This window comes from Megasphaera sp. An286, from assembly GCF_002163455.1.
Lineage (GTDB): Bacteria > Bacillota > Negativicutes > Veillonellales > Megasphaeraceae > Megasphaera > Megasphaera stantonii.
Window position 1 is genome coordinate 21252 of record NZ_NFIY01000001.1, and the last position, 24902, is coordinate 46153.

Genomic DNA, 24902 nt, shown 5'->3' on the forward strand with positions numbered 1-24902 from the left:
CATGAGTACATCTGCATTTACCAGAAGAAAATGATCATATCGAGGATAAAGGTCGGAATAAGAATGGCACAGGACCAACCCATATATCCAAAGAAACTGGGCATTTTGATCTTGTTTTCTTCGGCGATGGATTTGACCATGAAGTTCGGCGCGTTGCCGATATAGGTGTTTGCCCCCATGAATACGGCGCCGGCCGAAATGGCTTCCAGCATGAGCTGGGACACCGTGCCGACGGAGGTTGCGATGCCCTGCGTCGCGCCGAGGGCTCCCGCCGTCTGGAGGAAGACGAGATATGTCGGCGTGTTGTCCAGGAAGGACGACAGGGCCCCCGTTGCCCAGAACATCTGCCACGGTTCGGACAAGCCCAGTTCCGCGCCGTGGGTCTTCAGGAAGATCAGGGCCGGAATCATGGTGATGAAGATGCCGATGAACAGCTTCGCCACTTCAGCGATGGGCGCGTAGGTAAATTCGTTGAGCTGACGCGTTTCCGTCTTCGTCGTCTTGAGGGATAAGTACGCTGCCAGCAGTATGAGGATGATTTCGACTACCGTCGCATAGGGAAAGACGATTTCATCGTATACGGGAATGCCCGCCCCGTTGGCGAAGAAGGCGAATTCCTTAGGAAGGACGCCGTTGGCGACGACGCCGACGATGATCAGGGCGATGAAGACGATGTTGTGCGCGCCTTCAACGCGGATCGGTTCTTTTTCAGCAGGCTGGTTATCCTGGGGCGAACGGCCGGCGGCCAGCTCCTTTTTGTACAAATGGGAATCGAGGAAGAAAAAGACGAGGAACAGGATGACCATATTAAACAATAAAATAGGCAGGAGATGGAAGGTCCAGGTAAAGGGGACGCCGCGCTGGAAGCCCATGAACAGGGGCGGGTCGCCGAGGGGCGTCAGGCAGCCGCCGATGTTGGCGACGAGGAAGATGAAGAATACGATGACGTGGACCTTTTTCTGCCGCCAGGCGTTGGCCTTGATGACCGGCCGGATCATGAGCATGGCTGCGCCGGTCGTGCCGACCCAGCTGGCCAGGACGGTGCCGATGAGCAGGAGGAGGGCGTTGATCTTGGGCGTACCTGCTAAGGTCCCCTTGACGGCGATGCCGCCGGCGACGACGAACAGGCCGAAGAGGAGGACGATAAAGGGAACGTAATCGATCAATACCGATTCCAGGAGCCGGAACAGGGCTTCGCCCATGCCGTACGCCGCGGCGAAGGGAACGAGGAAGACCAGCGACCAGCCGATAGCCACGGCAAGCATGTTTTTTTCCCACCAGTGGGGCTTGACGAGGGGGCAGATAGCGATGGACAAGAGCATGCCGACGAAGGGGATAATGCTCCAGGCCGGCAGGGTGGCGCTGACGATAGCGTGAGCGCCGCCTTCGCTGGCGAACGCTGCCGGAACAGACGTCAGGCAGAGCAGCAGCGCAAGGCATAAGGGACGGAATAAGGTTTTCATTTCGGTAACAACCGCCTTTCTTTTGGAAATACAAGCCGTTTCCATGTATTACTTACAATTATAACATAAGTTGGAGAATGAATGTACTAAATTTTAGAAAAGATGAGTATAACGTATAACATGCCGCAATGAGCAGGGATACTTGCCGATGTTATATGCCGAAATGACATGGCGCGACAGATTTTTTCGCAGAAATCTGTTTTTTCGTAAAGAAAAAGAAGGATTTTGGCGACGTATAGAGAAATTATCTATATAGAAAGGGTAAGACAGGAGGGATTCATATGAAACAATATAACAACATCATCGTTCCGACGGACGGCTCGGTTAACTCCAAGCGGGCGCTGGAACATGCCGTCGTCATCGCTTCGGCCTTGGGAGCTACGATTACGTTGGTATATGTGGCGAATATCGTATCGGTAATCTCTAACTTCGACCAAATTCCGAATGCCAGCGGATACGTGACGGAACAAGTCGCTCTGGATATGGAAGAGGAAGGCAAGAGCATTCTCGACGACTATGCGAAGGTCATTCCGCAGAATATCGAAGTCAAGAGCGTTTTTGAAGTCGGCTCTCCGGGACCGGCCGTATTGTCTGTCGCTAAAAAGTACAACGCCGACCTCATCGTCATGGGAAGCCGCGGCTTAGGGCCTTTGAAAGGTCTGTTCATGGGATCTGTCAGCAGCTACGTCGTCACGCATTCCGTTTGCCCCGTATTGATTGTCAAATAAGCGGGGAACTGGGCGGATACAAGGGTATTTTGCATTCCGTAATTTCATAAGATGAAAGACGATAAAAAAGAAGGAATTTCCCAACGTATATAGAAGTTATTTAATATAAAGACCTGCTAGACCTAATCGACAGGAGGGATTCATATGACAAAGTACAACTCGATCCTCGTTCCGATTGATGGTTCTGACAACGCCAAACGGGCATTGGAACAAGCCGTTGACCTCGCGACGACTTACGGCGCTTCTATTACGTTGGCCTATGTGGCTCATGATATCGCCCCGCTGGCAAATTTCGACCAAATTTCCACGGCGACGGAATACGTAAAAGAGCACCTGCCTCAGGATATGGAAAAAGAGGGCCAGGTATTTCTCGACGGTATTGCGAAGACCGTACCGGAGTCGATTCCCGTCAAAAGCGTATTTGCTGTCGGTTCTCCGGGACCGGCTATCGTAAAAGCGGCGAAGGACGGCGATTTCGATTTAATCGTCATGGGAAGCCGGGGCTTAGGACCGCTGAAAGGGCTGTTCCTCGGGTCTGTCAGCAGTTATGTCGTTACTCGTGCGGGATGCTCCGTGCTGATTGTAAAATAATGGTATAAGAGAAGGCTTTGTCCCTCGCAAGGCGGGACAAAGTCTTTTTTTCATGTATGGGATTTGCCTATTTTGTGATATACTGATGATGCGCAGGAATACGACTGCGCGATACTATGACTACTACATGCCTGGGAGGCAGCACATATGATATGGAAAAATAATACAGAGTGGCTGAATCGGCAAATCAGCGATTGGGCCGCTAAAGGCTGGATTTCTGCGGAGGCAGAACAGAACATACGGCAGTCCTGCCGGAGACAGGGCGTTACGGGCTGGCCGGCCCTGGTGTATACGGCCTTAGCCATCGTGACCTGTTCTATTCTCGGCGTCGCCTTGATCTGGGGCGCCGCTTACGTGTGGTATCACATTTCCGTCGCCCTGCGGATGGCTCTGGCTGTCGTCCTGCTGGTCCTTTCGCAAAGCGGCGTGGCTCTGGCCTTGTTTCAAAATCGTCAGGGGACGCTGCTGGGAGAAGGCGTCGCCTTAGCCCAGTGCATAGCCGTATTTGTGACGATGGCCATGGCGGGACAGACCTTTTATCTGGGTTGGGATACGCCGGCCTATATTTTCACCTGCGCTGTCCTGAGCCTGCCGGCGGCGTACCTGCTGCGAGCTGTGGGGGCCGTCGTGGTGTATTGCCTTGCCGTGCTGGTTTGGGCGGCTCTGGGCGGGTATATCAACGCGCCGGGAGGAGCGGCCTTTTTCTGGCTCTTCGTCGTCCTGCCGCTTCCGATGTACCGCCTGCTGGTGCAGCAGAAGGACGAGGTCCGATTATCTGTTTTCTCCTGGACGGTCACTGTCACAGTGTTCGCCGCCTTCGGACTGGCTACGCGCAATGCGGCGTACATTCCCTTTTTGCTGCTGTCGGCTTTGGCGGCGGTCATTATGCTGACGGGGTATTCCATCGATATCCGCAAGTCCTGGGGCGTTCCGTTCCGCTGGTTCGGGCGCTTTGCCGCGGCGGCGTCGCTGCTTATTTCCTGTATGCCCGTCTCCTGGTACGGCGTCGCCGATATTCAGGGCTTTCATTGGACGACGATGACCATCTTGTTCCTCCTGTTTCTGCTGATCATCGCCCTGCTGGCCCGGGGCGTCAAGACGCGCCTTTGGGGGCCGGTGATATATTCCTTTATCCCCTTCATCTTATTAGGGGAAACGCTGATCGTGCGCAGCGGGCTCTATTCGTCCGTACCGCTCATCATTTCGGCGGCCTACATGATCTTCCTGGGCTTTTATGAAATCATGCAGGGCGTCAAGGGCGGCCATGTCAATCATACGCGCTTCGGCACGGTGATGCTGGCCTGCCTCATGCTGGTCTTTGTCTTCGCCACGACCTTTTCGCCTGTCGTGCCCCTGGTCGTCATGGCGATTTTGGGATTGGTGTTCTTCCAGCGCCGCCGCACGGCGTCCAGCCGGAAAAACGCAGAACTGCGGGCCGCCCGCCGCTCCCGCGTAAAGCATACGGCGGCGACGGTGCGCCGGGAGACGGAAGCAGCGAAAACCGACGAAGGGGAATCAGCACCGGTATTCGAGTCCCCCCAGGAGGCGAAGGACGCGGCGGCCGACGCCGACACGCTGGCTGAATGGATGAAGGATATTCATCTTCCGCCGTTGGAAGACCTGACGCCGGAACCGGAAGATACGGGATATCGCCCGGCCGGAACGGTGACGCCGAAGGAAACGCCGCGGTCGCAGTTTGTGCCGCCCGTGTTCCGCAGTCCCGATGCAATCGCCCTGCCGACGATGAAGGAAGAAGGGCGCACGCGGAAGAAAGCAGACGAGCCGCGGCCGGCAGAGCGGATAACCTCTTCGCCGTGGCAGTCAATGGCCGGTCCGGCTAAGCGGGAAAAACATTTTTCGCGGTCGCCGTGGTCGCAGGAAGGAGACACGAAGAAATGAAAGGAATAGGAACCTTTTCTCCTGACGGAAAGCATAAATGGATGGTCTTCCTCCTCGTCGTCCTCGTCCAGCTGGGAGTATTGTCTTATATAGGATGGCGCTGGCATAACATCAGCGTAGACGGCATCCCGTACCAGTGGCGATGCCTGCCGAGGCTGGAAGAATCATCCTTCGGCACGGATTACGTGCGCGTCGTATTCCCGGAAGACACGACTACGTGGATGGACGAGTCGGCTCCGGAAGAAGGCGAAAAAATATACGTCCATATTTCCCATGACGCCAGCGGCCTGATGAAGGTAGAAGGAGCGTCGGCGGAAAAGCCGGGAATCGGCGGGGATTATATGGACGCTGTCGTCGTATCGTTTCAGGACGGCATCGTCCAGTTTAAGGTCGCCTTCGACCGATACCGCATTGCGCCGGAGCTGGCCGACGGGATCTACAATATCAGCGAAAAAGATAACGTCGTCGCCAGCGTCCGCATGAAGAAGGGCCAGGGCGTTATCGAGGGCGTGTTCGTCAACGGCATTCCCTTGGAAGAGTGCGGCAACGGCGCGGCTATGGCCGAAGCCCGGGCGAAGAAGGAAGACGAGCAGAAACAAAAGACGGCTTCCGTATTCAATAAGCCGAGCATCGTAGAGTCCGGCATGGTGCCGCCGACAGAAGAATAACCGCTTGGACAGAAGGAGAGGCTATTATGAAATCGTATGTGAAATTGGGCGCGACGCTGCTGCTGGCCCTTTCGTTCGTATTGCTGACGGGCTTCCGCGCCCAGACTATTATCCATGACGACGGCAGCGAGACGCAGGACGTTCTGAAGGTGTCGGAAACGGCGGAAGGGCAGAAGGCCCTGCGCAGCGACGCCGACGAATTCCAGAAGCGGAATTATACGATCATGGATTACAACAACAGCAACGGCGAGGGCTTCCGGGCCATGAAGACCGTAACGAAAGAAGGAGCGAATAAAAGCTCTGTCGACCGCATCATCCATAAGACCCACGACGGGCTGATTTGCTCGACGTACTACATTGATTACACCTTCGATGAAAACAGCCTGGAACACCTGCGGCTGGGCATGGCGATGGAAGAAAACGGCGCAGACCTGGAATACATCGTGTCCTTCCCGTCGGGCACGGAGGTAGAGGGCAACAGCACGACGGCTGACGAGCAGGGCAGCACGTATATGTGGAGCCTCAACGCGTCGGAGCCCTTTCAAATACAGCTGCAGGCGACGGTCTGGCATAAATTATTCATCTATATAGCGTTGTTCCTGATCGTCGTCATCGTCGGCGTCGTCCTCATTATCGAGCATCGCCGCCGCAACGTCATCAGCTGGAAGCAGGCAGCCCACCTGCGGCGTATCGAAATGATGCTGCTGTGCCTTCCCATCGCGATCCTGGCTTATATGGGGTACGAGTATTACGTCGGCACCCATGTGACGGCGGCGTCATTGGAACGCGTATCGGAACAGCAGCAGGAAGAACTGCTGGAAAGCCGCGAAGAAGACAAGAAGATTCACGACGCCGACGCGCAGAAACAGCGCAGCGGCGAATTGGCCGCCGCCCGCATCCGCACGAAGACTGCCGAAATTTCCAGTGCCCTCCGCGAGCTGAACCGCAACTATCATTCGGGCCGTATCAGCCAGCGCGAAGCACGGTCCCAGGCGTCGGCCCTGGCTGAACAGGCACAGGAAATGCTGTTCAGCAGCAAAGAGCTGTCTCAGGCCGATCAGGACGTGCTGCAGCAGCTTGTAGACCGCCTCGTATCGGAAGCGAACTCCATCGGCGACGAACCGGCCGTTTCCCAGACGGAACGCCGCGGCGTATCGGAGGAACAGCAGCGAGCCGACGCTATGGCTTCTAAAGACAAGGATTCGCCGTCCGACGAAAGGGCAAAGAACGAAGAAAGCGAACGGCAGGAAGAAGCGTCTTCTGACAGCGGCGCGCCGCAGGAACGAAAGGGCGGGTCCGATGCGGAGAAATCGGAATCGGAAAAGAAACCTAAATAATCAATATTTTTTCTTTAAAGATATTTTCTATTAGTGTAAAACGTGATATGATACATATGTAACAAGATTTTTATATCAGCGATTTACAAGTGTTTTACTATGTACATAAGGAGGTAGTCTGCTATGCATTGCGTAGAAGAAATTAAAAATGGCATTTATTGGATGGGGTGCAACGATTTCCGCACTGAAATTTTTGAACGGATTTTCCCGATTCCCGAAGGCGTTACGTACAACTCCTATTTCATCGACGACGAAATGACCTGCGTTGTCGACGCGATGGACAAGAGCTGCCGCGACGAATTCATTGAAGACGTAGAATATTTGCTCAAAGGCCGCAAATTGGATTATTTCATTTTGCAGCATATGGAACCGGACCATGCCAGCTCTGCCGTCGCGCTGCTGGAAAAACATCCGGAAGCAAAAATTGTCGCTCAGGCTCAGACCTTTAAGCTGTTCGAACAGTTCTTCCGCAAACCCATGCCGAGCCGCTATGTAGAAGTCAAGGAAGGAGACCAGCTCAAACTGGGCAAGCACGTCCTCACGTTTGTCAAAGCGCCGATGGTTCACTGGCCGGAAGTTATCATGTCCTACGATATTACGGATAAGGTATTGTTCAGCGCCGACGCTTTCGGTATGTTCGGCACTGTAGGCAATGTATACGCCGACCAGGTCGATTTTGAAGAAAATTACCTCGATTCGGCCCGCCGTTACTACGTCAACATCGTCGGCAAATTCGGCCCGCAGGTCGTAAAAGTCCTGCAGAAAGCCGCCGGCATTCCTATCGAAGTCATCTGCCCGCTTCACGGCGTCGTATTCCGCACTCCGGAAACGATTCAGTACATCATTGAAAAATATCTCCACTGGGCAAAATACGTACCGGAAAAGAAGGGCGTCGTCATCGCGTTCTCGTCCATTTACGGCAACACCGAACGGGCTGCCTGCGTATTGGCTCATAAGCTGAGCATGCTCGGCATCCGCGACGTCCGCCTGTACGACGTAGCCAAGATTCACCCGTCCTACGTTACGGCGAAGGCCTGGGAATACAGCCACTTGGTTCTGGCTGCTCCTACGTACAACCTGAACCTCTTCCTGCCGATGGAAAACTTCCTCCACGACTTGAAGACCCTCATGTTCCAGAACCGCAAGATCGCCGTTATCGGCAATCACAGCTGGGCATCCGCCGCGTACAACACGATGGTCGACTACGTACAGAACCGCTTCAAGAACTGCGAACTTCTCGAACCGACCCTCGACATGAAATCGTCTCTCCGCGACGACCAGGAAGGCATCATCGACGAAATTGCCAAAGCTGTCGCCGACGATATCAAAGCGTATCCGGAACCGAAATCCTTGCTTTAAGATAGATGCAAACGTTGCGTCTTTCGTTGTGGAGTAAGAACGCATAAGGTTAAAGGGCTAAATCATATACGGTTTAGCCCTTTTTTTCTAAAGACGCGCAGGAGGTGAATACGGTGATTATCCGAGACAACAGCGTCAAGAGCGGCGACCCTCATGAGCAGGAAAAGGCTAAAAACAAGGGCGAAGAGCTGCACATTGATTTAGGTCGTTCACTGACAGAAGAAGAGGAAAAGATTTTTGCCCAATTAAAAGAAGGGCTCCATTTATAATCGCCGCAAACCGGCGCGTTTCGCAACAGAGCGGACGCGCTGGTTTTATATTAGGAACATATGTTTGAAACGTCGCCTGTCTTGTGGTATGATATAACGTAAACAGGGAGGAATGCTTATGAAATGGGACGTTATGCAGAAAAAGCTGACGATTTTGAGCGACGCTGCAAAATACGACGTGTCGTGTTCATCCAGCGGCAGCCGGCGGGAAAATAAAGCCGGCGGAATCGGCAACGGCGCGTACGGCGGCATCTGCCATACCTGGTCGGCCGACGGGCGATGCGTGTCTCTGCTGAAAATTCTCATGACGAATTACTGCATCTACGACTGCGCCTACTGCGTAAACCGCTGCAGTCATGAAACGGAGCGGGCCATGCTGTCGCCTGAGGAAATTGCTGAGCTGGCTATCGAGTTTTATCGGCGCAATTATATTGAAGGATTATTTCTCAGCTCCGGCGTGTACCGCTCGCCTGACGAAACGACGGAGCTGCTGATTCGGACGGCGAAAATTCTGCGGGAAGAAAAGAACTTCAATGGATATATTCATATGAAAGGCATTCCGGGAACGGATCCGCGCCTCATCCGCGAATTGGGGAAATACGTAGACCGCATGAGCGTCAATATCGAGCTGCCTTCTTCGGCGGGCTTAAAATTGCTGGCGCCGCAGAAGACGAAGGAAAACATCCTCCTTCCCATGCGGGAAATCCGCAGCGGCATTGCCGAGCGGAAAGAAAATCGAAAAACGAGCAGAAAAGCGCCGGCTTTTGTACCGGCGGGACAGACGACGCAGCTCATCATCGGTGCGACGCCGGACAGTGACCGGACGATTCTGCGGCTCAGCGAAGCGCTGTACAAGCAGGTTGCATTAAAGCGGGTTTACTATTCCGCCTATGTGCCGGCTATGACCGGCCCGAACCTGCCGGCCCTGACCCAGCCTCCCCTGCTGCGGGAGCATCGCTTGTATCAGGCCGACTGGCTCCTGAGGTACTATCAGTTTTCTGCCGACGAAATCCTGACCGACGCCGAGCCGGATTTTGATCTCCATCTGGACCCGAAAGCCTGCTGGGCCCTGCGCCATCCCGAAGTATTTCCCGTAGAAATCAATAAGGCGTCGTATCACATGCTGCTCCGCGTGCCCGGTATCGGCGTAACGTCGGCCCGGCGCATCTGCGCGGCCCGCCGGTCGGCGTGGCTGTCCTACGATACGCTGCGCCGCTTAGGCATCGTCCTGAAACGGGCCAAATACTTCATTACCTGCCGGGGACGGTTTTACGGAGAGTCGGACCGGCCGGACTACATCCGCAGCCGCCTCTTAGGCGCAGGACAGGATGCCCGATATGAGCCGATGGATTTATTTGCAGGAGTCAACTCATGATCTATGGATACGACGGGTCTTTTTTCGGCTATCTGTCCGCCGTGTTCGACGCCTGGCACGACGGGCTGCAGCATACGGAGGACATACGCTGCGACGGGGCAGGCGATTTATTTGGCCGTCAGCAGTATGTGCCGGCAGACGCCGGGAAAGCGAAGCGCATCCTGGATGGATTGCAGGCCCAGTGCGGCGGAAAGACGTGCCATTTCCTGTACTACGCCTTTTTGGCGGAACAACCGCAGCGGGAAATGAAGCTGCTGCAGTATATCCGGCTGGCCTTCCGGCTGAAGGGGGAGTTTCTGCAGCATCTGAGCGAGCCCGCTGTGTGGGAAGTCCGCCAGTGGGCCCGCAGGACGGGAAACGAGCGGCATAAGCTGCTGGGATTGGCGCGGTTTCAGGAATTGAAGGGCGGCATGCTGTACTGCCCTCTGGCGCCGACGTGCTGCGTCGTGCCGGTCATGGCTCCTCACTTTGTGAAGCGCCTTGGCGGCGAAGAATGGGTTATCCACGACAGGCGGCGTCGCATAGGCGTGTATTATGACCGCCAGGAAGCGGTTTTAGTGGAAATTCCCAAGGTACTGCAGCGCGTCGGCGTGTCGGCGCAGGAAGAAGAGTTCGCCGCCTTGTGGAAGCAGTATTACCGCACTATCGCCATCGCCGAACGGCGGAACGACCCGCTGCGCCGGCAGTTCATGCCGAAAAAATACTGGCCCTATATCATCGAAGTCAGGGACGGGGAGAATTCGCGGTAAATCGCGAAATAAACTATTTCTTTTTCCCGACACTTGTTATATAATAGCAATATTGGATTATTGATAGTATGATAAGAAAGGTTGGAATGCATGAAGCCCGTCATCGTAAAGGTAAAGAGCGTTCAGCGCAACGAAGAGGGAGAAGAGCTGGCTATCGAGCTCGTTTCCGAAGGCAAGGCGTATAAAAAAGAACGCACGCAGTACATCGTGTACGAAGAAAGCGAGCTGACCGATATGGAAGGCGTGACGACGGTGATCAAAGTCCTGCCGGACGGCGCGGTCATGCTGCTGCGTCTCGGAAAGGTGCATCAGCGTCAGGAATACCGCAAGGGAAAGGTTTCGCATTCTAAGTATGAAACGCCTGTCGGCGCATTGAACGTCACATTCAGAACCTATGAGTGTGACGTTCAGCTATGCGAAGGCATCGGCACGATTCATCTCGGCTACGATGTCGATTTGGAAGGCGTCGGTTCAAACTATACGCAATTAACGATTACTGTGCAGGAGGATAACTGTAATGGAAATGAAGGAATTATTGAAACAGGGCATTGCTGAAGCTTTGGACAAAGCGATTGCGGCAGGGACTCTTCCTGCCGGCGACTATCCGGCTATCAGCCTGGAAGTTCCGCCGCAGAAGGAATTCGGCGATTTTGCTACCAATATTGCCATGCAGTCGGCCCGCATTGCCCGCCGCGCGCCGAAGATGATCGCCGGAGCCATCGTCGCGCAGATGGACTACCCCTGGCTGGACCGGGCGGAAATCGCCGGCGCCGGATTCATTAATTTCTTTTTAAAGCACGACGTCATTTACGATACGCTGAAAAATATACTGGCCGCCGGCGCCGATTACGGCAAAGCGCCGCTGCGCGAGGAAGACACGATACAGGTCGAATATGTCAGCGCCAATCCGACGGGTCCCCTTCACGTCGGCCACGGCCGCGGCGCGGCATACGGCAGCGCCCTCGTCAACTTGCTGCGCGCCGCCGGCTGCAACGTGCAGGCAGAATATTACATCAACGACGCAGGCAATCAGATGAACAACCTGGCCGCCTCGGTCAACGCCCGCTACTTGCAGCTGCTGGGGCGGGAAGCGGATATCCCGGAAAACGGCTATCACGGCCACGACATCATCGATACGGCCCAGGCGATTATCGACCAGGACGGCGACGCCTACTTGAATATGCCCGAAGAGGAACGGCTGGAATTGTTTAAAGACCGGGCCTATGTTGAAAAGCTGAAAGCCTTAAAGCGGGATTTGGCTGCCTTCAACGTCCATTTTGACAACTGGTTCAGCGAACGGACCCTTCACCCCGACGCGATTCATGGGGCCTGCGATGTGCTGAAACAGCGCGGCAAGCTGTATGAAAAAGACGGCGCCCTGTGGCTGAAATCGACGGATTACGGCGACGACAAGGACCGCGTCGTCATTCGCGACAACGGCGTACCGACCTATCTGGCCGCCGATATCGCCTATCACAAGAATAAATACGACCGGGGCTTTGGCAGCCTCATCAATATCTGGGGGGCAGACCACCACGGCTACGTGGCCCGCGTCAAGGCGGCGATGGCGGCCCTCGGCTACGACCCGGAAAAACTGGAAATACTGCTCCTGCAGATGGTCAGCTTATTCCGCGACGGCAAGCCGGTCAAGATGTCCAAGCGCACGGGCCAGGCAATTACCCTCAACGAGCTCATCGAAGAAGTCGGCGCCGACGCGGCCCGGTATTTCTTCATCATGCGTTCTCTCGACACGCAGCTCGACTTTGATTTGGACTTGGCGAAATCGCACAGCAACGAAAATCCCGTATATTACATCCAATACGCCCACGCCCGCATTTACAGCATCTACCGCCAGGTTCAGGAAGCCGGCGACGCGCTGGATATGAACTGGGCCGACGTGCAGTGGGATAAACTGAAGGACGAACAGGAACTGGAACTGATCAAAAAGATGGCGGCCTTCCCGGAAGAAATACAGCGGGCTGCCCGCGAACGGGCGCCGCACCGCATCGCTCACTTTGCCCACGAGCTGGCCGGCTTGTTCCATACGTTCTACAATCACTGCCGCATCATTCAGGAAGACAAGGAACTGGAAAAGGCGCGCCTGGCCCTGGTTACGGCCGTGCGGATTACAATTGCCAACAGTTTGGCTATTTTAGGGGTTTCTGCGCCTGAAAAAATGTAATATAATAAAAATAAACACTACGTACTTTTCAAGCATATAGTTATCAGTATTCATAGGAGCGCAAGCTCAGCAGGGAGGAATTATGGCTAAATACATATTTGTCACAGGCGGGGTTGTTTCTTCATTGGGGAAAGGCATTACGGCGGCGGCCTTGGGCCGGCTGCTGAAAAATCGCGGCTTCAAGGTTACGATTCAGAAATTTGACCCGTATATCAACGTCGACCCCGGTACGATGAGCCCATATCAGCATGGGGAAGTATTCGTCACAGACGACGGCACGGAAACAGATTTGGATTTAGGTCATTACGAACGCTTTATCGACATCAGCTTAGGCAAGAACTCCAACGTTACGACCGGCAAGATTTACTGGTCCGTCCTGCAGAAGGAACGGCGCGGCGATTATTTGGGCCATACCGTTCAGGTTATCCCTCATATTACCAATGAAATCAAGCAGCGTGTGTACCGCGTAGGCGACGACGACAACGCTGACGTCGTCATTACGGAAATCGGCGGCACCGTCGGCGATATCGAAAGCCTGCCCTTCCTGGAAGCTATCCGCCAGATTAAGAAGGAAGTCGGCCGCAACGACGTGCTGTACATTCACGTCACCCTCGTTCCGTATATCGGCGCTGCCGGCGAATTGAAGACCAAGCCGACCCAGCACAGCGTCAAGGAACTGCGCGGCATCGGCATTCAGCCGGACATTATCGTCTGCCGTACGGAACGCCCCTTGTCTGATGATATGAAGGAGAAGCTGGCCTTGTTCTGCGACATCGACAAGGAAGCGGTGATTGAAAACAAGACGCTGAACAGCATTTACGAAGTGCCGCTGCTCCTGGCGGAAGAAGGCATGGACCGCATCGTATTGGAAAAACTGGATTTGCCGGACAAACCGTGCGACATGGAAGACTGGAAGCAGATGGTATACGATATTTACCACACGGAAAACGAATTGGATATTGCCCTCGTCGGTAAGTACGTCGCTCTTCACGACGCCTATTTGAGCGTCGCCGAAGCCCTGAACCATGCCGGCATCGCCTACAAGTCCAAGATCAATATCCATTGGATTGATTCGGAATCGCTGGAAGACCCGGCCGTTTCGATGGAAGACGTATTCCAGGGCATCGACGGCATCGTCGTTCCCGGTGGGTTCGGCAACCGCGGTATTGAAGGCAAAATCCGCGCCGTCCAGTACGCCCGCGAGCACAAGATTCCCTTCCTGGGCTTATGCCTCGGTATGCAGTGCGCCGTCATGGAATTTGCCCGCCACGTCGGCGGCCTCCAGGGCGCTACGTCCTCGGAATTCAATGAAGACGCGGCCTTCCCCGTCATCGATCTCATGCCGGATCAGGTCGATATTTCCGACAAAGGCGGTACGATGCGCTTGGGCGTATATCCCTGCAAGCTGAAAGAGGACACAAAGGCCTTCGATGTATACGGCGAGCACCTCATTTACGAACGCCATCGCCACCGCTGGGAATTCAACAATAAATACAGAACGGAGCTCAGCGAAGCTGGCCTGGTGATTTCGGGCACGTCGCCGGACGACCGCCTTGTCGAAATCGTCGAAATCAAGGATCATCCCTGGTTCGTCGGCTGCCAGTTCCATCCGGAATTCAAATCCCGTCCGACGAAGGCTCATCCGCTGTTCAAAGGCCTGATCAAGACGGCGTTGGATTTAAAGAAACAATAATACGTTCCGACTTTTTAAAACAGAGGTTTTTGCAATAGAAAACCTCTGTTTTTTATATGGGTTCCTGAAAAACAAAAAGATATATATGTGACAGGAAGAACACATCGCAATGGGAATTGTTTTTAATAAGATAGAAAGATAAAAGAATAATAAATATGATGAATTGTCATGGATACGAAATGCGCAACTATACGTGCCGATAAGAAAAACACACCCCTTTGGTGGGAATTGTAAAAAACACGTAAATTTGCTGTTTTGAATAATTATTGCATTTTTTGCCCTGCTTTTGCCGCCAGACGCGGGAGACATATATGCGAAAAATTCGCCAGAATCGCCGTCTTTGCTATAATTTTCACATTGAATATTAGAATATATGATGATATAATATAGGCGATTGAAAGTATGTCTCGGAAATGAAGCGGACTTTCTTTCGATTTATTTTTTCTAGTCAGCCGGCTTATGCAGAAGGAAAACGATGGGATAAACCGGCTGCAACGCATGCTTGTATCAAATGCCTTTGCAGGGCGGGTACGAAAACGCGTGAAGGGAGCACCCTTGGACATGCGGCGTAGTGTCGTCGGAATCTGGCCGGCAGCACTGCGGCGGCAGCGGCCTGTACGGCGGCGCAGTCGGCAGGAACAGGCGCGCGCAGGCTGCAGCGCAGCTGGGGCGCCGCGTATCCGAAATAGTTGCTTCATGTTTTTATTATTTTTCATTATATATTAATGAGGTGATTTTTGATGTTGAATACCTTTAAAAGAGGTGGGGTTCATCCTGATGATGGCAAAATCTACGCTAAGGATAAAGCCATTGAAACCCCGGCAGTACCGGATCAAGTAGTCATCCCTATGAGCCAGCATTTTGGTGCTCCTTGTACTCCGACAGTCAAGGTTGGCGACCTGGTAAAAAAAGGCCAGGTTATTGGGACCAGCGATGCCTTCCTGCATGCTGACATCCACGCTTCTACGTCCGGTAAAGTCGTCAAGGTAGCTCCGATGCCGCATAATATGATGGTCAAATGCATGGCTGTCGTTATTGAGGCAGACGGCAAAGACGAATGGGTAGAAGGTCTTCCGGCAGAACACGACTGGAAGCAGCTCGATAGCAAGGAAATCGTCGAATTGATTAAAAAGGCCGGCGTAGTAGGCTGCGGCGGCGCTACGTTCCCTGCTCATGTAAAATTGACGCCGAATAAACCTGTCGACACCTTTATCGTAAACGGCGCCGAATGCGAACCGTATCTGACCTGCGACTACCGCGCCATGGTCGAAAAAGAAACGACGGAAAAACTCGTAACGGGCGTACAGATCTGCATGAAGGCTCTCGGCGTAAAACAGGGCTTCATCGGCATTGAAGACAACAAGCCGGAAGCGATTAAGAACATGACGGAAGCTTTCAAGGATATTCCCGAAGTTACAGTCGTAACCTGCAAGACGAAATACCCGCAGGGCGCTGAAAAAATGATGATCGAAGCCTGCACGGGCCGTCAGGTTGAACCGGGCGGATTGCCGATGAACGTCGGTTGCGTCGTAAGCAACGTCGGTACGGTCATTGCGATTGCCGACGCCGTATGCCACGGCATCCCCTTCATCGAACGCTTGACGACGATTACGGGCGACTGCATCAAAGAACCGAAGAACCTGTCCCTGCGTATCGGTACGACCTTCCAGGAAGCTATCGACTACTGCGGCGGCTTTTCTCAGCAGCCGGACCGCATTATTGCCGGCGGCCCGATGATGGGTCTCGCCCAGTACCAGCTTGATGTTCCTATTACAAAAGGCGCTTCCGGTATCCTCGCCTTGTCTCCGGAAAAATGCCAGGTCGGCGAAGAAGAATCGTGCATCCGCTGCGGCCGCTGCGTCACCGCCTGTCCGATGGGTTTGGTTCCGAGCCAGCTGAGCATCTTCGCTTCTTGCCAGGCATGGGATAAGTGCATGGAATACGGTGTTATGAACTGCGTCGAATGCGGCAGCTGCGTATACACTTGCCCGGCAAAACGCAACATCGTCCAGTATATCCGCAATGCAAAAGCTCAGTGCAAAGCCATTCAGGCAGCCGCTCAGGCTAAAGCACAGAAAGCTTAAGATCTAATGGAAGAAGGGATATCATGAGTCCAGAAGCTAAAGGACAAACTATAGGAAAGGATGCTAAAGACATGCAGGAATTAAAACTTACTGTATCATCTTCGCCGCATGTTCGCTGTAACGAAACGGTCCCTAAAATTATGTGGAGCGTCGTTGCCGCCCTCGTGCCTGCCGCTGCGTTTGGCGTTTACTACTTTGGCGTCAATGCCCTCGTCAATATCGTAGTAGCCATTGTTTCCGCAGTTGTTTTCGAATTTTTATGGGAAAAAGGTATGCACAGAAAGGTAACCATTAAAGATGGTTCCGCTGTTATCACCGGCCTCTTGCTGGCTATGTGCTGCCCGCCGAGCCTTCCCTGGTGGATGAGCATCATCGGCTCCTTCCTGGCTATCGTCGTCTGCAAGCAGTCCATGGGCGGCCTTGGTCATAACCTCTTCAACCCGGCTCACGTCGGCCGTGCAGGCTTGATGGTTTCCTGGCCTGTCGCTATGACGACGTGGACGCAGCTCAACGGCACGGTCGTTGACGGCGTTGCCGGCGCTACGCCGCTGAACGTATTCAAGCACGGCGGCACGGACGCCCTGTTCCAGCTGTTCGGCACGAACGACTGGGGCACGATTTACCAGAGCCTGTTCATCGGTACGCGCAATGGTTCTTTGGGCGAAACCTCTACGGTTCTCCTGATCCTCGGCGGCTTGTACCTCATTTATAAGGGCTATGTCAACTGGCAGGTTCCTGTCGTCATGATCGCTACTGTCGGCGTTCTCATGTGCGTTGCTTACGGCCCCAACGTTGCGTTGTTCCAGATGATGGCCGGCGGCCTTATCATCGGCGCGTTCTTCATGGCAACGGATATGGTAACGGCTCCGATTACCTTGAAAGGCCAAATCATCTTCGCTTTAGGCGCAGGTCTTATTACCGTATTGATTCGTCTCTTCGGCGGTTATCCTGAAGGCGTTTGCTATTCCATCCTCCTGATGAACGCATTGACGCCGCTTATCGACCGCCTTGTAAAACCGACCGTCTTTGGTGAAGTTAAAACAAAGGGGGCAAAATAACATGACAGACAATCATGGAAACAGCATCATTAAGGTTGCATTGAATCTTATTCTGACCTGTTTAGTTTCGGGTTGCATCATCGGCGTCGTCTTCTTCATCACCGGCCCGATTGCAGCCGACAAAGCAGAACAGATGAAACAGGATTCCATGAAAGCCTTGGTTGCGGACGCTGATAAATTCGTTCCCGTACAGGGCGAAGCTGATACGTTTATCGCTGAAAAAGGCGGCAAAACTGTAGCTTACATCATTCCGACGGCTCCGAAAGGATACGGCGGCCCGATTAAAATGCTGACGGCTGTATCTGCCGACGGCACCGTTATCGATTACACCGTTCTTGCTGCAAACGAAACGCCGGGCCTTGGCGACAAAGGCGCGAAATCTCCGTTTAAAGATCAGTTCAAAGGCAAGAAAATCGACGGCCTGGAAGTAACGAAAGAACCGAATCAGCCGAATAAAATTCAGGCTTTGACCGGTGCTACGATTTCTTCCCGCGCTTTCTCTGCAGGCGTAAAAGAAGCGATTGAAAAAGCAGCTGCTTTGAGCGGCCAGAGCGCTTCTTCCCAGCCCGCTGCCGGCGCAACGAAGGGAGGCAATAAATAATGAGTCTTTGGAAAGTATTTAGCAGAGGCATTATTGAAGAAAACCCGTATTTCGTATTAGCCTTGAGCTTGTGCCCGGGCCTTGCCGTTACGACGAGCGTAGTAAACGGTTTGACCATGGGTTTGACAGTATGGTTTGTTATTACGTCCAACAACGTAGTCGTATCTATTATTCGTAAGACCATTAACAAAAAGGTCCGCGTACCTGTATACATTACCTGTATCGCTACGATCGTAACGTGCGTACAGCTGTTCCTTCAGGCGTTTGCTCCGGACTTGTACCAGGCCCTCGGCGTATACCTCGACTTGGTCGTCGTATTTGCTATCATCCTGGCACGCGCTGAATCGATTGCTTCGAAGAACGGCATCGTCGTTTCCTTCCTCGACGGCATGGGCATGGGCGTCGGCTTTACCATCGCTATGATCTGCATTTCCGTCGTTCGTGAACTCTTCGGCAACGGTACGTTGCTCGGCACTCCGATGTTCGGGCCGGAATACCAGCCTGCTCTGATTTTGGCTCTGCCGCCTGGAGCATTCATGCTCATCGGCTTCATGATGGCCGGCATTAAGATCTGGAATGAATCCCGCGAAAGAGCAAGACAACTGAAAGGGAGTGAAGGATAATGGGCGAATACTTTACGCTGTTTGTCGGCGCTGTATTGATCAATAACTTCGTATTGACGAAGTTCCTCGGCCTATGTATCTTCTTCGGCGTATCCAAAAACCTCAACGCTTCTGTAGGCATGGGCTTTGCCGTAACATCCGTCTTGACGATGAGTACGGTTCTCGCTTGGCTTTTGTACAACTATGTATTAGTTCCGTTTGATCTGACGTTCCTTCGTACGATTTCTTTCGTTATCTTGATCGCAAGCTTCGTACAGCTGTTGGAAATCGTCATTAAAAAGATGTCCCCGACGCTGTATAACATGTGGGGCATTTACCTCATGCTGATCGCTACGAACTGTATCGTATTGTCCGTACCGGTTATCAGCATTACCAGCAACTACGACTTCCTCGAAAACCTCGTATTTGCTATTGGTTCCGGCTTAGGCTTTGCGCTCGCCCTCGTCCTCATGGCCAGCGCCCGTGAAAAACTGGATTTCGCCGACGTACCCCATTCGCTCAAAGGCACTCCGATTGCCTTCATCGTTGCCGGTATGCTTTCGTTGGCCTTCCTTGGTTTCTCCGGTATGATTTAATTACGCAAAGGAGTTGGAATATTTATTATGAATTACACTGAGATTGCAATCATGGCAGTCGTTATTCTGACTTGCATCGGCGTAGTGTTCGGCTTTGTCCTTGCATTTGCAGATAAGAAGTTCGCCATGGAAGAAAATCCGCTTATCGGCGAAGTTGAAGAAGCATTGCCGAAAGGCCAGTGCGGCGCCTGCGGATTCCCTGGCTGCGCTAAATACGCAGAAGCTGTCGTTCTTGATCCCGATGTTCCGCCTAACCTTTGCGTTCCCGGTAAAGCTGAAGTTGCAGCTATCGTCGCCCAGCTGACCGGTAAGGTTGCCGAAGCTACGGAACCGAAATACGCTCACATCCGCTGCCGCGGCGGCAACGGCATCGCGAAATTGGCCTATGAATACAAAGGCGTTCATGACTGCGCTGCCGCTAAAATCGTACAGCAGGGTCCGAAATTCTGCAAATACGGCTGTCTCGGTTTCGGCAACTGCGTAAAGGCCTGCCCCTTCGGCGCTATGACCATGGGCGAAGACGGTCTTCCGAAGGTTAATAAGCAGCTGTGCACCGGCTGCGGTAAATGCGCCAGCATTTGTCCGAACCACGTCATTGAATTGCTGCCGATCAGCGCGAAGGTTTCCGTCAGCTGCTCGTCCAAGGAAATGGGCGCTGTAGCTCGTAAGGACTGCTCGGCTGCTTGTATCGGCTGCGGTCTGTGCGTGAAGAACTGCGCTCATGAAGGCGGCGTTAAGGTTGTCGACCATTTGGCTGTCGTCAATCCGGAAATCTGCCATAACTGCGAAGAAGCTACGTGCGTAGCAAAATGCCCGACGAAGGCGATTGCTTCCTTGCTGGCTGACGTAAAAGCAGAAGAAAAGATAGGTTAATATGATGAACTGGAAACGCAGGGCAAGATATATTCTTACCGCCGCTTTCCTGGTCGTGATGAGTTGCTCCGGATGCTCTCTGCATCCGGAGTCTTCTTATGATAGGAGCGGTATCGCCATGGATACGACCGTTTCTCTGCGGGCGACTGGGAAAGAAGCACAGGAAGCCGTAGATGAAAGCTTTGCCCGCATCGCGCGGCTGGACGCCCTGGCGAGCTCGCAAAATCCCGACAGCGACGTGAGCAAGATCAACGCTGCTGCCGGCTCCCATTACGTGCAGGTAGACCCGGCGGTATACGAGATGATTTCCTTTGCCAAGGGCTTTTCAGAACGGAGCAGCGGCGAGTGGGATATTACCGTCGGCATTATTACCAATCTCTGGCAGATCGGGACGGAACATCAGCACGTTCCGGAAGCAGGAGAGCTGGCCGAAGCGATGCAGCGCGTCAACTATAAGGATATCCTCCTTCGTCCGGAAGACCACAGCGTCATGCTGGCCAAGGCCGGCATGTCCATCGACCTGGGCGGCGTCGCCAAAGGCTATGCCGTCGATGAGGTCCGCAAGATTTACGAAGCCCATCATATTGAAAGCGGACTGATCAATATGGGCGCCAGCTCTATGTACGCCGTCGGCAAGACGAGCAAGGGCAAAGCCTGGAACATCGGCATGAAGCACCCCCGTTCGGATAAAGATGGCGAATACCTGGGCATCGTAAGCATAGAAAACCAGGCCTTGTCGACGTCTGGCGATTATGAACGGTACTTCATTCAGGATGGAAAGCGGTATCACCATATTTTTGATCCCGTCACGGGATATCCCGCCGATTCGGGCGTCATGAGCGACTCTATCGTCATCGACGGAGACGTGGAGCATGCAGGAATGCTCAGCGATATCTTGACGACAGTTGTCTTTGTGTTAGGCCCGCAGAAGGGATTGGCTTTTATCGACGGCATGGACGGCGTAGAATGCGAAATTACGGGAACCGATGGAACGATTTACATGACCGACGGGTTCCGCAGCCGTTTTTCCGACATGAATGCCGACTTTCGTATAGCTGAATAACTATCCCCTACATGTAAAATTTTAAGCGGAACGGAAGTATTTTCTTGAATAATATTTACTTTTTCTTCAAAATGTAAGATAATATAACTATAAATATTTGTAGAGGATGGTAACGACATATGGATCACATTGATGACAAAATTTTGACAATTTTGAAGCGAAACGGAAAAGCTTCTGCTACGGAAATCAGCAAAGTTGTCGGTTTGTCCATACCGGCTGTAGCAGAACGAATCAGAAAAATGGAACACGCCGGTATCATTGAAGGATATGGCGCAAAAATCAGCCGCCGTAAGACGGGATACAACGTCACGGCTTTTATTATGGTTAATATGGAACGGTCCGGCGACGTCGAAGAATTCCGGGAAAAGGTCGTCCAGTTCCCTCAGGTCTTGGAGTGCCATCACGTAGTGGGGGCCTTTGATTACCTCTTGAAAGTATTGGTAAAAACTCCTGACGATTTAGAAAAATTCCTTATGGAAGAGTTGAATGAAATCCCGACGGTTTCGTCGTCTCAGACTTTCATGTGCTTATCTACGCTGAAAGAAGAATGGAACGTATAAGGCGGTACGAAGTTTCTCTCCATAAAAAAGAAGCTTATCCTATGAAAGGTAAGCTTCTTTTTTTACAATATAAAGGGCGGGGAATTGCTTTAAGCCAGAACATCAGTCTTCCTTGATGCGGCCGTCGATCGTAAGGGTCTTGACCTGCCAGGGAATGAACTTGCCGCTCTGCTGAAGGGCTTTCTTTGCAGCCATTTCCAAGCCGCCGCAGCAGGGGACTTCCATGCGGACGATGACGACGTCCTTGATATCGTTCTGCCTGATGATTTCCGTCAATTTTTCAGAATAGTCGACGCTGTCCAATTTAGGGCAGCCGATAAGGGTGATTTTATTGCAGATGAAATCCTCGTGGAACCGGGCGTAGGCATAAGCTGTGCAGTCTGCGGCGATGAGCAGATGGGCTCCGTCGAAATAGTCCGCTTTGACCGGCGCGAGCTTGATTTGCACGGGCCATTGGCGCAGCTGTGATTGGTTCGATGCCGGCGTGCTGGAAACTGCTGTAGAGGCCTGCAGGGATTTAGCCGCCTGGCCGGGGCAGCTGTGAGAAAGGGTGCGGGCCTGGCTGCCAGGACATCTGCCCTTATATTCTAAGCCTTTTGTTTTCATATTGGCCTTTACGGCAGCTTCGTCATAGGGGGCGGCTTCGCGCTCTACGAAGGTGATGGCGTTTGTCGGGCAGTGGGGCAGGCAGTCGCCTAATCCGTCGCAGTAATCGTCGCGCATGAGACGGGCTTTTCCGTCTACCATGGCGATGGCTCCTTCGTGGCAGGCCGCCGCGCAGGCGCCGCAGCCGTTGCATTTTTCCGCGTCTATCTGAATAATTCTTCGAATCATATAGTATTCCTCCCATTAGGTATCGTATTGGCAGGCAGCGCCGTGTTAGGCGGCGCTGCGTTATGATGAAAGTATACTATGGCGCGAGGGAAAAATCTGTTGTTTTTACAACGAGGTGGATGAATTTGAATTCTTTTTTACCTGTCATACAGCATTCCGAGCTGTTCGCCGGCATCCCGGCGGAAGAAATCAGCAAGATATTAGACGGCATGAAGGCATATAAACGGACCTACGCCAAGGGAAATTTTATCTGGTATGCCGGCGATCCTATCGGGCAAATCGGCATCGTCTTGTCCGGCATGGTCCACATCCTGCAGGAAGACTATTGGGGAAACCGGAATATCTTGTCGCAGATGCGCCCAGGCAGCTTATTCGGCGAAGCCTTTGCCTGTATTCCCGACGCGTCGTCGACAGTAGATGTCGTCGCAGTAGAGCCGACGGAAGTCTTATTTATCAACGTGAACAGCATCATCCACGCCGGACAAGTTTTGACGAAGTCTCAGGAACGGGTAGCTTTAAATCTTCTGGCGATCATGGCCCGGCGCAATATGGAGCTCACCCAGAAAATCCGCTATATGTCGCAGCGGTCGACGCGGCAGAAGCTCATGTTTTATTTGTCGGAAGAAGCGCTGCGGCAGGGAGCGCCGTCGTTTACGCTGCCCTTTAACCGGCAGCAGCTGGCCGATTTCCTCTCTGTCGACCGGAGCGCCATGTCAGCAGAGCTGAGCCGGATGAAAAAAGAGGGCCTTATCGAATATCATAAGGATCAATTCATATTGAAGGAACAACGGGCGTAACGAAAAGGAGCCGCGTCGGCGAAATCCGATGCGGCTCCCTTTATCGGCGCGTATCAGCGCAAATGGGGGAGAATGTGTCCCATCTTATGTTTTTTCGTTTCCAAGTAGAATTCGTCGAACTCCTGGGGCTTCATTTCAATCGGCACGCGTTCTACGATTTCTACGCCGAAGCCTTCGAGGCCGTAGATTTTTTCCGGGTTGTTCGTCAGCAGGCGCAGTTCTTTGGCTCCCAAATCCTGCAGAATCTGAGCGCCTATCCAATATTCGCGCAGGTCCGGCGCAAAGCCCAGTTTTTCATTGGCTTCTACGGTGTCGTAGCCCTGTTCCTGGAGGACGTAGGCCTTCAGCTTGTTGATGAGGCCGATGCCCCGGCCTTCCTGGCGCATGTAGAGGAGAATGCCCCGGCCTTCGGCGTTGATCTGGGTCATGGCGGCGGCCAGCTGTTCGCCGCAGTCGCAGCGGCACGAACCGAATACGTCGCCCGTCAGGCATTCGGAGTGGACGCGGCAGAGCAGGTTTTTGCCGTCGCCGATGTCGCCTTTGACGAGGGCGACGTGGTGTTCGCCCGTCAAGTCGTTGACGTAGCCGTAAATCTTGAATTCGCCGAATTTCGTCGGCATTTTAGCGACGGCTTCGCGGACGACGTGCTTGTCGTGGCGGCGGCAGTAGTTCTGCAGGTCGTGAATGGTGATGAATTTTAAATTGTACTTGTCGGCCAATTCCCACAGCTGCGGTGTCTGCATCATCGTGCCGTCGTCGGCCATGATTTCGCAGCACAGGCCGACTTGCTTCAGTCCGGCAAGGCGCATGAGGTCGACCGTCGCTTCCGTATGGCCGTTGCGGGCCAGGACGCCGCCGCGCTTGGCGATCAAGGGGAAGTTATGGCCGGGACGGCGGAAGTCTTCGGGACGGGCCGTTTCTTCCGTGCATTTGCGGGCCGTCAGCGCCCGTTCTACGGCGGAAATACCCGTCGTCGTATCGACGTGGTCGATGGAGACGGTGAAGGCCGTTTCGTGATTGTCCGTATTGTCGCTTACCATCGGCGGCAGGCCGAGCTTACGGGCGTATTCGATGCTCATGGGCATGCAGATGAGGCCCTTGCCGTGGGTCGCCATGAAGTTCATGTTTTCTGTCGTGCAGTACTGGGCGGCGCAGATAAAGTCGCCTTCATTTTCTCTATCCGGGTCGTCGGTGACGATGATGATGTGCCCGGCTTGCAATTCTTCGATTGCTTCTTCTACGGTATTGAATTTTCTGTTTTCCTTTGCCACAATAAAACCTCCTGAATATGATAAAGCCCTGACGGTCTGTTCAGCAGCGTCAGGGCTTTTTGGTCAACACAACACAAGCTGCGCGGCGGCAGCTTCATCGTATCTTCTTCCATCCAGACTATACTGTCGGTTTTGGAATTGCACCAAATCACGAGCACATGGCTCCTACGCCGTAGCGTTCGCGGACTATACCGCCGATCGGGAATTTCACCCTGCCCTGAAGATATATGACTACATGAATCATTATACA

The 24902-nt window shown here is 53.3% G+C and carries 24 protein-coding genes and 1 riboswitch; of the genes, 21 read left to right on the forward strand and 3 right to left on the reverse strand.

What is annotated here, in order from left to right:
- Positions 1-17: 17 nt before the first annotated feature.
- On the reverse strand, positions 18-1463 hold the full coding sequence (locus B5F80_RS00055; RefSeq protein WP_087476771.1) for a sodium:proton antiporter: 1446 nt from the start codon (positions 1461-1463) through the stop codon (positions 18-20).
- Between the two features lie 281 nt (positions 1464-1744).
- On the opposite strand from B5F80_RS00055, the gene B5F80_RS00060 reads away from it, so the two are divergent.
- The 20 genes from B5F80_RS00060 (at position 1745) to B5F80_RS00150 (ending at position 21750) form a co-directional block, all read left to right on the forward strand.
- Positions 1745-2191 carry a universal stress protein gene (locus B5F80_RS00060; RefSeq protein ID WP_087476772.1) on the forward strand — a complete coding sequence of 149 codons (447 nt, stop codon included), beginning with the start codon at positions 1745-1747 and terminating at the stop codon, positions 2189-2191.
- 144 nt (positions 2192-2335) lie between these two features.
- The gene (locus tag B5F80_RS00065; RefSeq protein WP_087476773.1) at positions 2336-2782 is read left to right on the forward strand and encodes a universal stress protein; all 447 of its coding nucleotides are present in this window, start codon (positions 2336-2338) and stop codon (positions 2780-2782) included.
- A gap of 147 nt (positions 2783-2929) precedes the next feature.
- Complete coding sequence (locus tag B5F80_RS00070) at positions 2930-4681, forward strand: DUF2157 domain-containing protein (RefSeq protein WP_239386271.1); 1752 nt, start codon at positions 2930-2932, stop codon at positions 4679-4681.
- A complete protein-coding gene (locus B5F80_RS00075; protein WP_087476774.1) occupies positions 4678-5349 on the forward strand; it encodes a hypothetical protein in 672 nt (223 codons plus the stop codon). Before B5F80_RS00070 ends, B5F80_RS00075 begins: the two co-directional genes overlap by 4 nt.
- A gap of 26 nt (positions 5350-5375) precedes the next feature.
- Positions 5376-6686, forward strand: coding sequence for a hypothetical protein (locus B5F80_RS00080; RefSeq protein ID WP_204246297.1), 1311 nt, complete (start codon positions 5376-5378; stop codon positions 6684-6686).
- A 123-nt stretch (positions 6687-6809) separates the two neighbouring features.
- Positions 6810-8045, forward strand: a complete 1236-nt coding sequence (locus B5F80_RS00085; protein ID WP_087476775.1) for an FprA family A-type flavoprotein — start codon at positions 6810-6812, stop codon at positions 8043-8045.
- Between the two features lie 113 nt (positions 8046-8158).
- Complete coding sequence (locus tag B5F80_RS11315; protein ID WP_162860305.1) at positions 8159-8314, forward strand: hypothetical protein; 156 nt, start codon at positions 8159-8161, stop codon at positions 8312-8314.
- 118 nt (positions 8315-8432) lie between these two features.
- Positions 8433-9689, forward strand: coding sequence for a putative DNA modification/repair radical SAM protein (locus B5F80_RS00090; protein ID WP_239386272.1), 1257 nt, complete (start codon positions 8433-8435; stop codon positions 9687-9689).
- Positions 9686-10438 (forward strand): TIGR03915 family putative DNA repair protein, encoded by a 753-nt coding sequence (locus B5F80_RS00095; protein ID WP_087476776.1) that lies wholly within the window; start codon positions 9686-9688, stop codon positions 10436-10438. The genes B5F80_RS00090 and B5F80_RS00095 overlap by 4 nt, the downstream gene beginning before the upstream one ends.
- 90 nt (positions 10439-10528) lie before the next feature.
- Positions 10529-10993: a DUF1934 domain-containing protein gene (locus B5F80_RS00100; protein ID WP_087476777.1), complete on the forward strand. Its 465-nt coding sequence runs from the start codon at positions 10529-10531 to the stop codon at positions 10991-10993.
- The gene (gene argS, locus B5F80_RS00105) at positions 10956-12620 is read left to right on the forward strand and encodes an arginine--tRNA ligase (RefSeq protein ID WP_087476778.1); all 1665 of its coding nucleotides are present in this window, start codon (positions 10956-10958) and stop codon (positions 12618-12620) included. Before B5F80_RS00100 ends, argS begins: the two co-directional genes overlap by 38 nt.
- 82 nt (positions 12621-12702) lie before the next feature.
- Positions 12703-14313: a CTP synthase gene (locus B5F80_RS00110; RefSeq protein ID WP_087476779.1), complete on the forward strand. Its 1611-nt coding sequence runs from the start codon at positions 12703-12705 to the stop codon at positions 14311-14313.
- Between the two features lie 740 nt (positions 14314-15053).
- Complete coding sequence (gene rsxC, locus B5F80_RS00115) at positions 15054-16397, forward strand: electron transport complex subunit RsxC (protein ID WP_087476780.1); 1344 nt, start codon at positions 15054-15056, stop codon at positions 16395-16397.
- 23 nt (positions 16398-16420) lie between these two features.
- Positions 16421-17455: an RnfABCDGE type electron transport complex subunit D gene (locus B5F80_RS00120; protein ID WP_087476781.1), complete on the forward strand. Its 1035-nt coding sequence runs from the start codon at positions 16421-16423 to the stop codon at positions 17453-17455.
- 1 nt (position 17456) lies between these two features.
- On the forward strand, positions 17457-18056 hold the full coding sequence (locus B5F80_RS00125; RefSeq protein ID WP_087476782.1) for an RnfABCDGE type electron transport complex subunit G: 600 nt from the start codon (positions 17457-17459) through the stop codon (positions 18054-18056).
- The gene (gene rsxE / locus B5F80_RS00130) at positions 18056-18679 is read left to right on the forward strand and encodes an electron transport complex subunit RsxE (RefSeq protein WP_087476783.1); all 624 of its coding nucleotides are present in this window, start codon (positions 18056-18058) and stop codon (positions 18677-18679) included. Before B5F80_RS00125 ends, rsxE begins: the two co-directional genes overlap by 1 nt.
- Positions 18679-19254 carry an RnfABCDGE type electron transport complex subunit A gene (locus B5F80_RS00135; protein WP_087476784.1) on the forward strand — a complete coding sequence of 192 codons (576 nt, stop codon included), beginning with the start codon at positions 18679-18681 and terminating at the stop codon, positions 19252-19254. The genes rsxE and B5F80_RS00135 overlap by 1 nt, the downstream gene beginning before the upstream one ends.
- A 27-nt stretch (positions 19255-19281) precedes the next feature.
- The gene (gene rnfB / locus B5F80_RS00140) at positions 19282-20127 is read left to right on the forward strand and encodes an RnfABCDGE type electron transport complex subunit B (protein ID WP_087476785.1); all 846 of its coding nucleotides are present in this window, start codon (positions 19282-19284) and stop codon (positions 20125-20127) included.
- Positions 20128-20245: 118 nt separating this feature from the next.
- On the forward strand, positions 20246-21190 hold the full coding sequence (locus tag B5F80_RS00145) for an FAD:protein FMN transferase (protein ID WP_087476786.1): 945 nt from the start codon (positions 20246-20248) through the stop codon (positions 21188-21190).
- 119 nt (positions 21191-21309) lie between these two features.
- The gene (locus B5F80_RS00150) at positions 21310-21750 is read left to right on the forward strand and encodes an Lrp/AsnC family transcriptional regulator (RefSeq protein WP_087476787.1); all 441 of its coding nucleotides are present in this window, start codon (positions 21310-21312) and stop codon (positions 21748-21750) included.
- Between the two features lie 102 nt (positions 21751-21852).
- Here B5F80_RS00150 and B5F80_RS00155 read toward each other — a convergent pair whose 3' ends face one another.
- A complete protein-coding gene (locus B5F80_RS00155; protein ID WP_087476788.1) occupies positions 21853-22584 on the reverse strand; it encodes a 4Fe-4S binding protein in 732 nt (243 codons plus the stop codon).
- A 125-nt stretch (positions 22585-22709) separates the two neighbouring features.
- On the opposite strand from B5F80_RS00155, the gene B5F80_RS00160 reads away from it, so the two are divergent.
- Complete coding sequence (locus B5F80_RS00160) at positions 22710-23381, forward strand: Crp/Fnr family transcriptional regulator (protein ID WP_087476983.1); 672 nt, start codon at positions 22710-22712, stop codon at positions 23379-23381.
- A gap of 53 nt (positions 23382-23434) precedes the next feature.
- On the opposite strand, the gene B5F80_RS00165 is transcribed toward B5F80_RS00160, so the two are convergent.
- The gene (locus B5F80_RS00165; RefSeq protein WP_087476789.1) at positions 23435-24652 is read right to left on the reverse strand and encodes a bifunctional 3,4-dihydroxy-2-butanone-4-phosphate synthase/GTP cyclohydrolase II; all 1218 of its coding nucleotides are present in this window, start codon (positions 24650-24652) and stop codon (positions 23435-23437) included.
- A 97-nt stretch (positions 24653-24749) separates the two neighbouring features.
- Positions 24750-24881, reverse strand: a riboswitch (FMN riboswitch).
- Positions 24882-24902 lie beyond the last annotated feature (21 nt).

Bases quoted from the DNA above. Each gene is read 5' to 3' on its own strand.
- B5F80_RS00055 (WP_087476771.1), bottom strand. From the start codon at position 1,463: ATGAAAACCTTATTCCGTCCCTTATGCCTTGCGCTGCTGCTCTGCCTG.
- B5F80_RS00060 (WP_087476772.1), top strand. From the start codon at position 1,745: ATGAAACAATATAACAACATCATCGTTCCGACGGACGGCTCGGTTAAC.
- B5F80_RS00065 (WP_087476773.1), top strand. From the start codon at position 2,336: ATGACAAAGTACAACTCGATCCTCGTTCCGATTGATGGTTCTGACAAC.
- B5F80_RS00070 (WP_239386271.1), top strand. From the start codon at position 2,930: ATGATATGGAAAAATAATACAGAGTGGCTGAATCGGCAAATCAGCGAT.
- B5F80_RS00075 (WP_087476774.1), top strand. From the start codon at position 4,678: ATGAAAGGAATAGGAACCTTTTCTCCTGACGGAAAGCATAAATGGATG.
- B5F80_RS00080 (WP_204246297.1), top strand. From the start codon at position 5,376: ATGAAATCGTATGTGAAATTGGGCGCGACGCTGCTGCTGGCCCTTTCG.
- B5F80_RS00085 (WP_087476775.1), top strand. From the start codon at position 6,810: ATGCATTGCGTAGAAGAAATTAAAAATGGCATTTATTGGATGGGGTGC.
- B5F80_RS00090 (WP_239386272.1), top strand. From the start codon at position 8,433: ATGAAATGGGACGTTATGCAGAAAAAGCTGACGATTTTGAGCGACGCT.
- B5F80_RS00095 (WP_087476776.1), top strand. From the start codon at position 9,686: ATGATCTATGGATACGACGGGTCTTTTTTCGGCTATCTGTCCGCCGTG.
- B5F80_RS00100 (WP_087476777.1), top strand. From the start codon at position 10,529: ATGAAGCCCGTCATCGTAAAGGTAAAGAGCGTTCAGCGCAACGAAGAG.
- argS (WP_087476778.1), top strand. From the start codon at position 10,956: ATGGAAATGAAGGAATTATTGAAACAGGGCATTGCTGAAGCTTTGGAC.
- B5F80_RS00110 (WP_087476779.1), top strand. From the start codon at position 12,703: ATGGCTAAATACATATTTGTCACAGGCGGGGTTGTTTCTTCATTGGGG.
- rsxC (WP_087476780.1), top strand. From the start codon at position 15,054: ATGTTGAATACCTTTAAAAGAGGTGGGGTTCATCCTGATGATGGCAAA.
- B5F80_RS00120 (WP_087476781.1), top strand. From the start codon at position 16,421: ATGAGTCCAGAAGCTAAAGGACAAACTATAGGAAAGGATGCTAAAGAC.
- B5F80_RS00125 (WP_087476782.1), top strand. From the start codon at position 17,457: ATGACAGACAATCATGGAAACAGCATCATTAAGGTTGCATTGAATCTT.
- rsxE (WP_087476783.1), top strand. From the start codon at position 18,056: ATGAGTCTTTGGAAAGTATTTAGCAGAGGCATTATTGAAGAAAACCCG.
- B5F80_RS00135 (WP_087476784.1), top strand. From the start codon at position 18,679: ATGGGCGAATACTTTACGCTGTTTGTCGGCGCTGTATTGATCAATAAC.
- rnfB (WP_087476785.1), top strand. From the start codon at position 19,282: ATGAATTACACTGAGATTGCAATCATGGCAGTCGTTATTCTGACTTGC.
- B5F80_RS00145 (WP_087476786.1), top strand. From the start codon at position 20,246: ATGGATACGACCGTTTCTCTGCGGGCGACTGGGAAAGAAGCACAGGAA.
- B5F80_RS00150 (WP_087476787.1), top strand. From the start codon at position 21,310: ATGGATCACATTGATGACAAAATTTTGACAATTTTGAAGCGAAACGGA.
- B5F80_RS00155 (WP_087476788.1), bottom strand. From the start codon at position 22,584: ATGATTCGAAGAATTATTCAGATAGACGCGGAAAAATGCAACGGCTGC.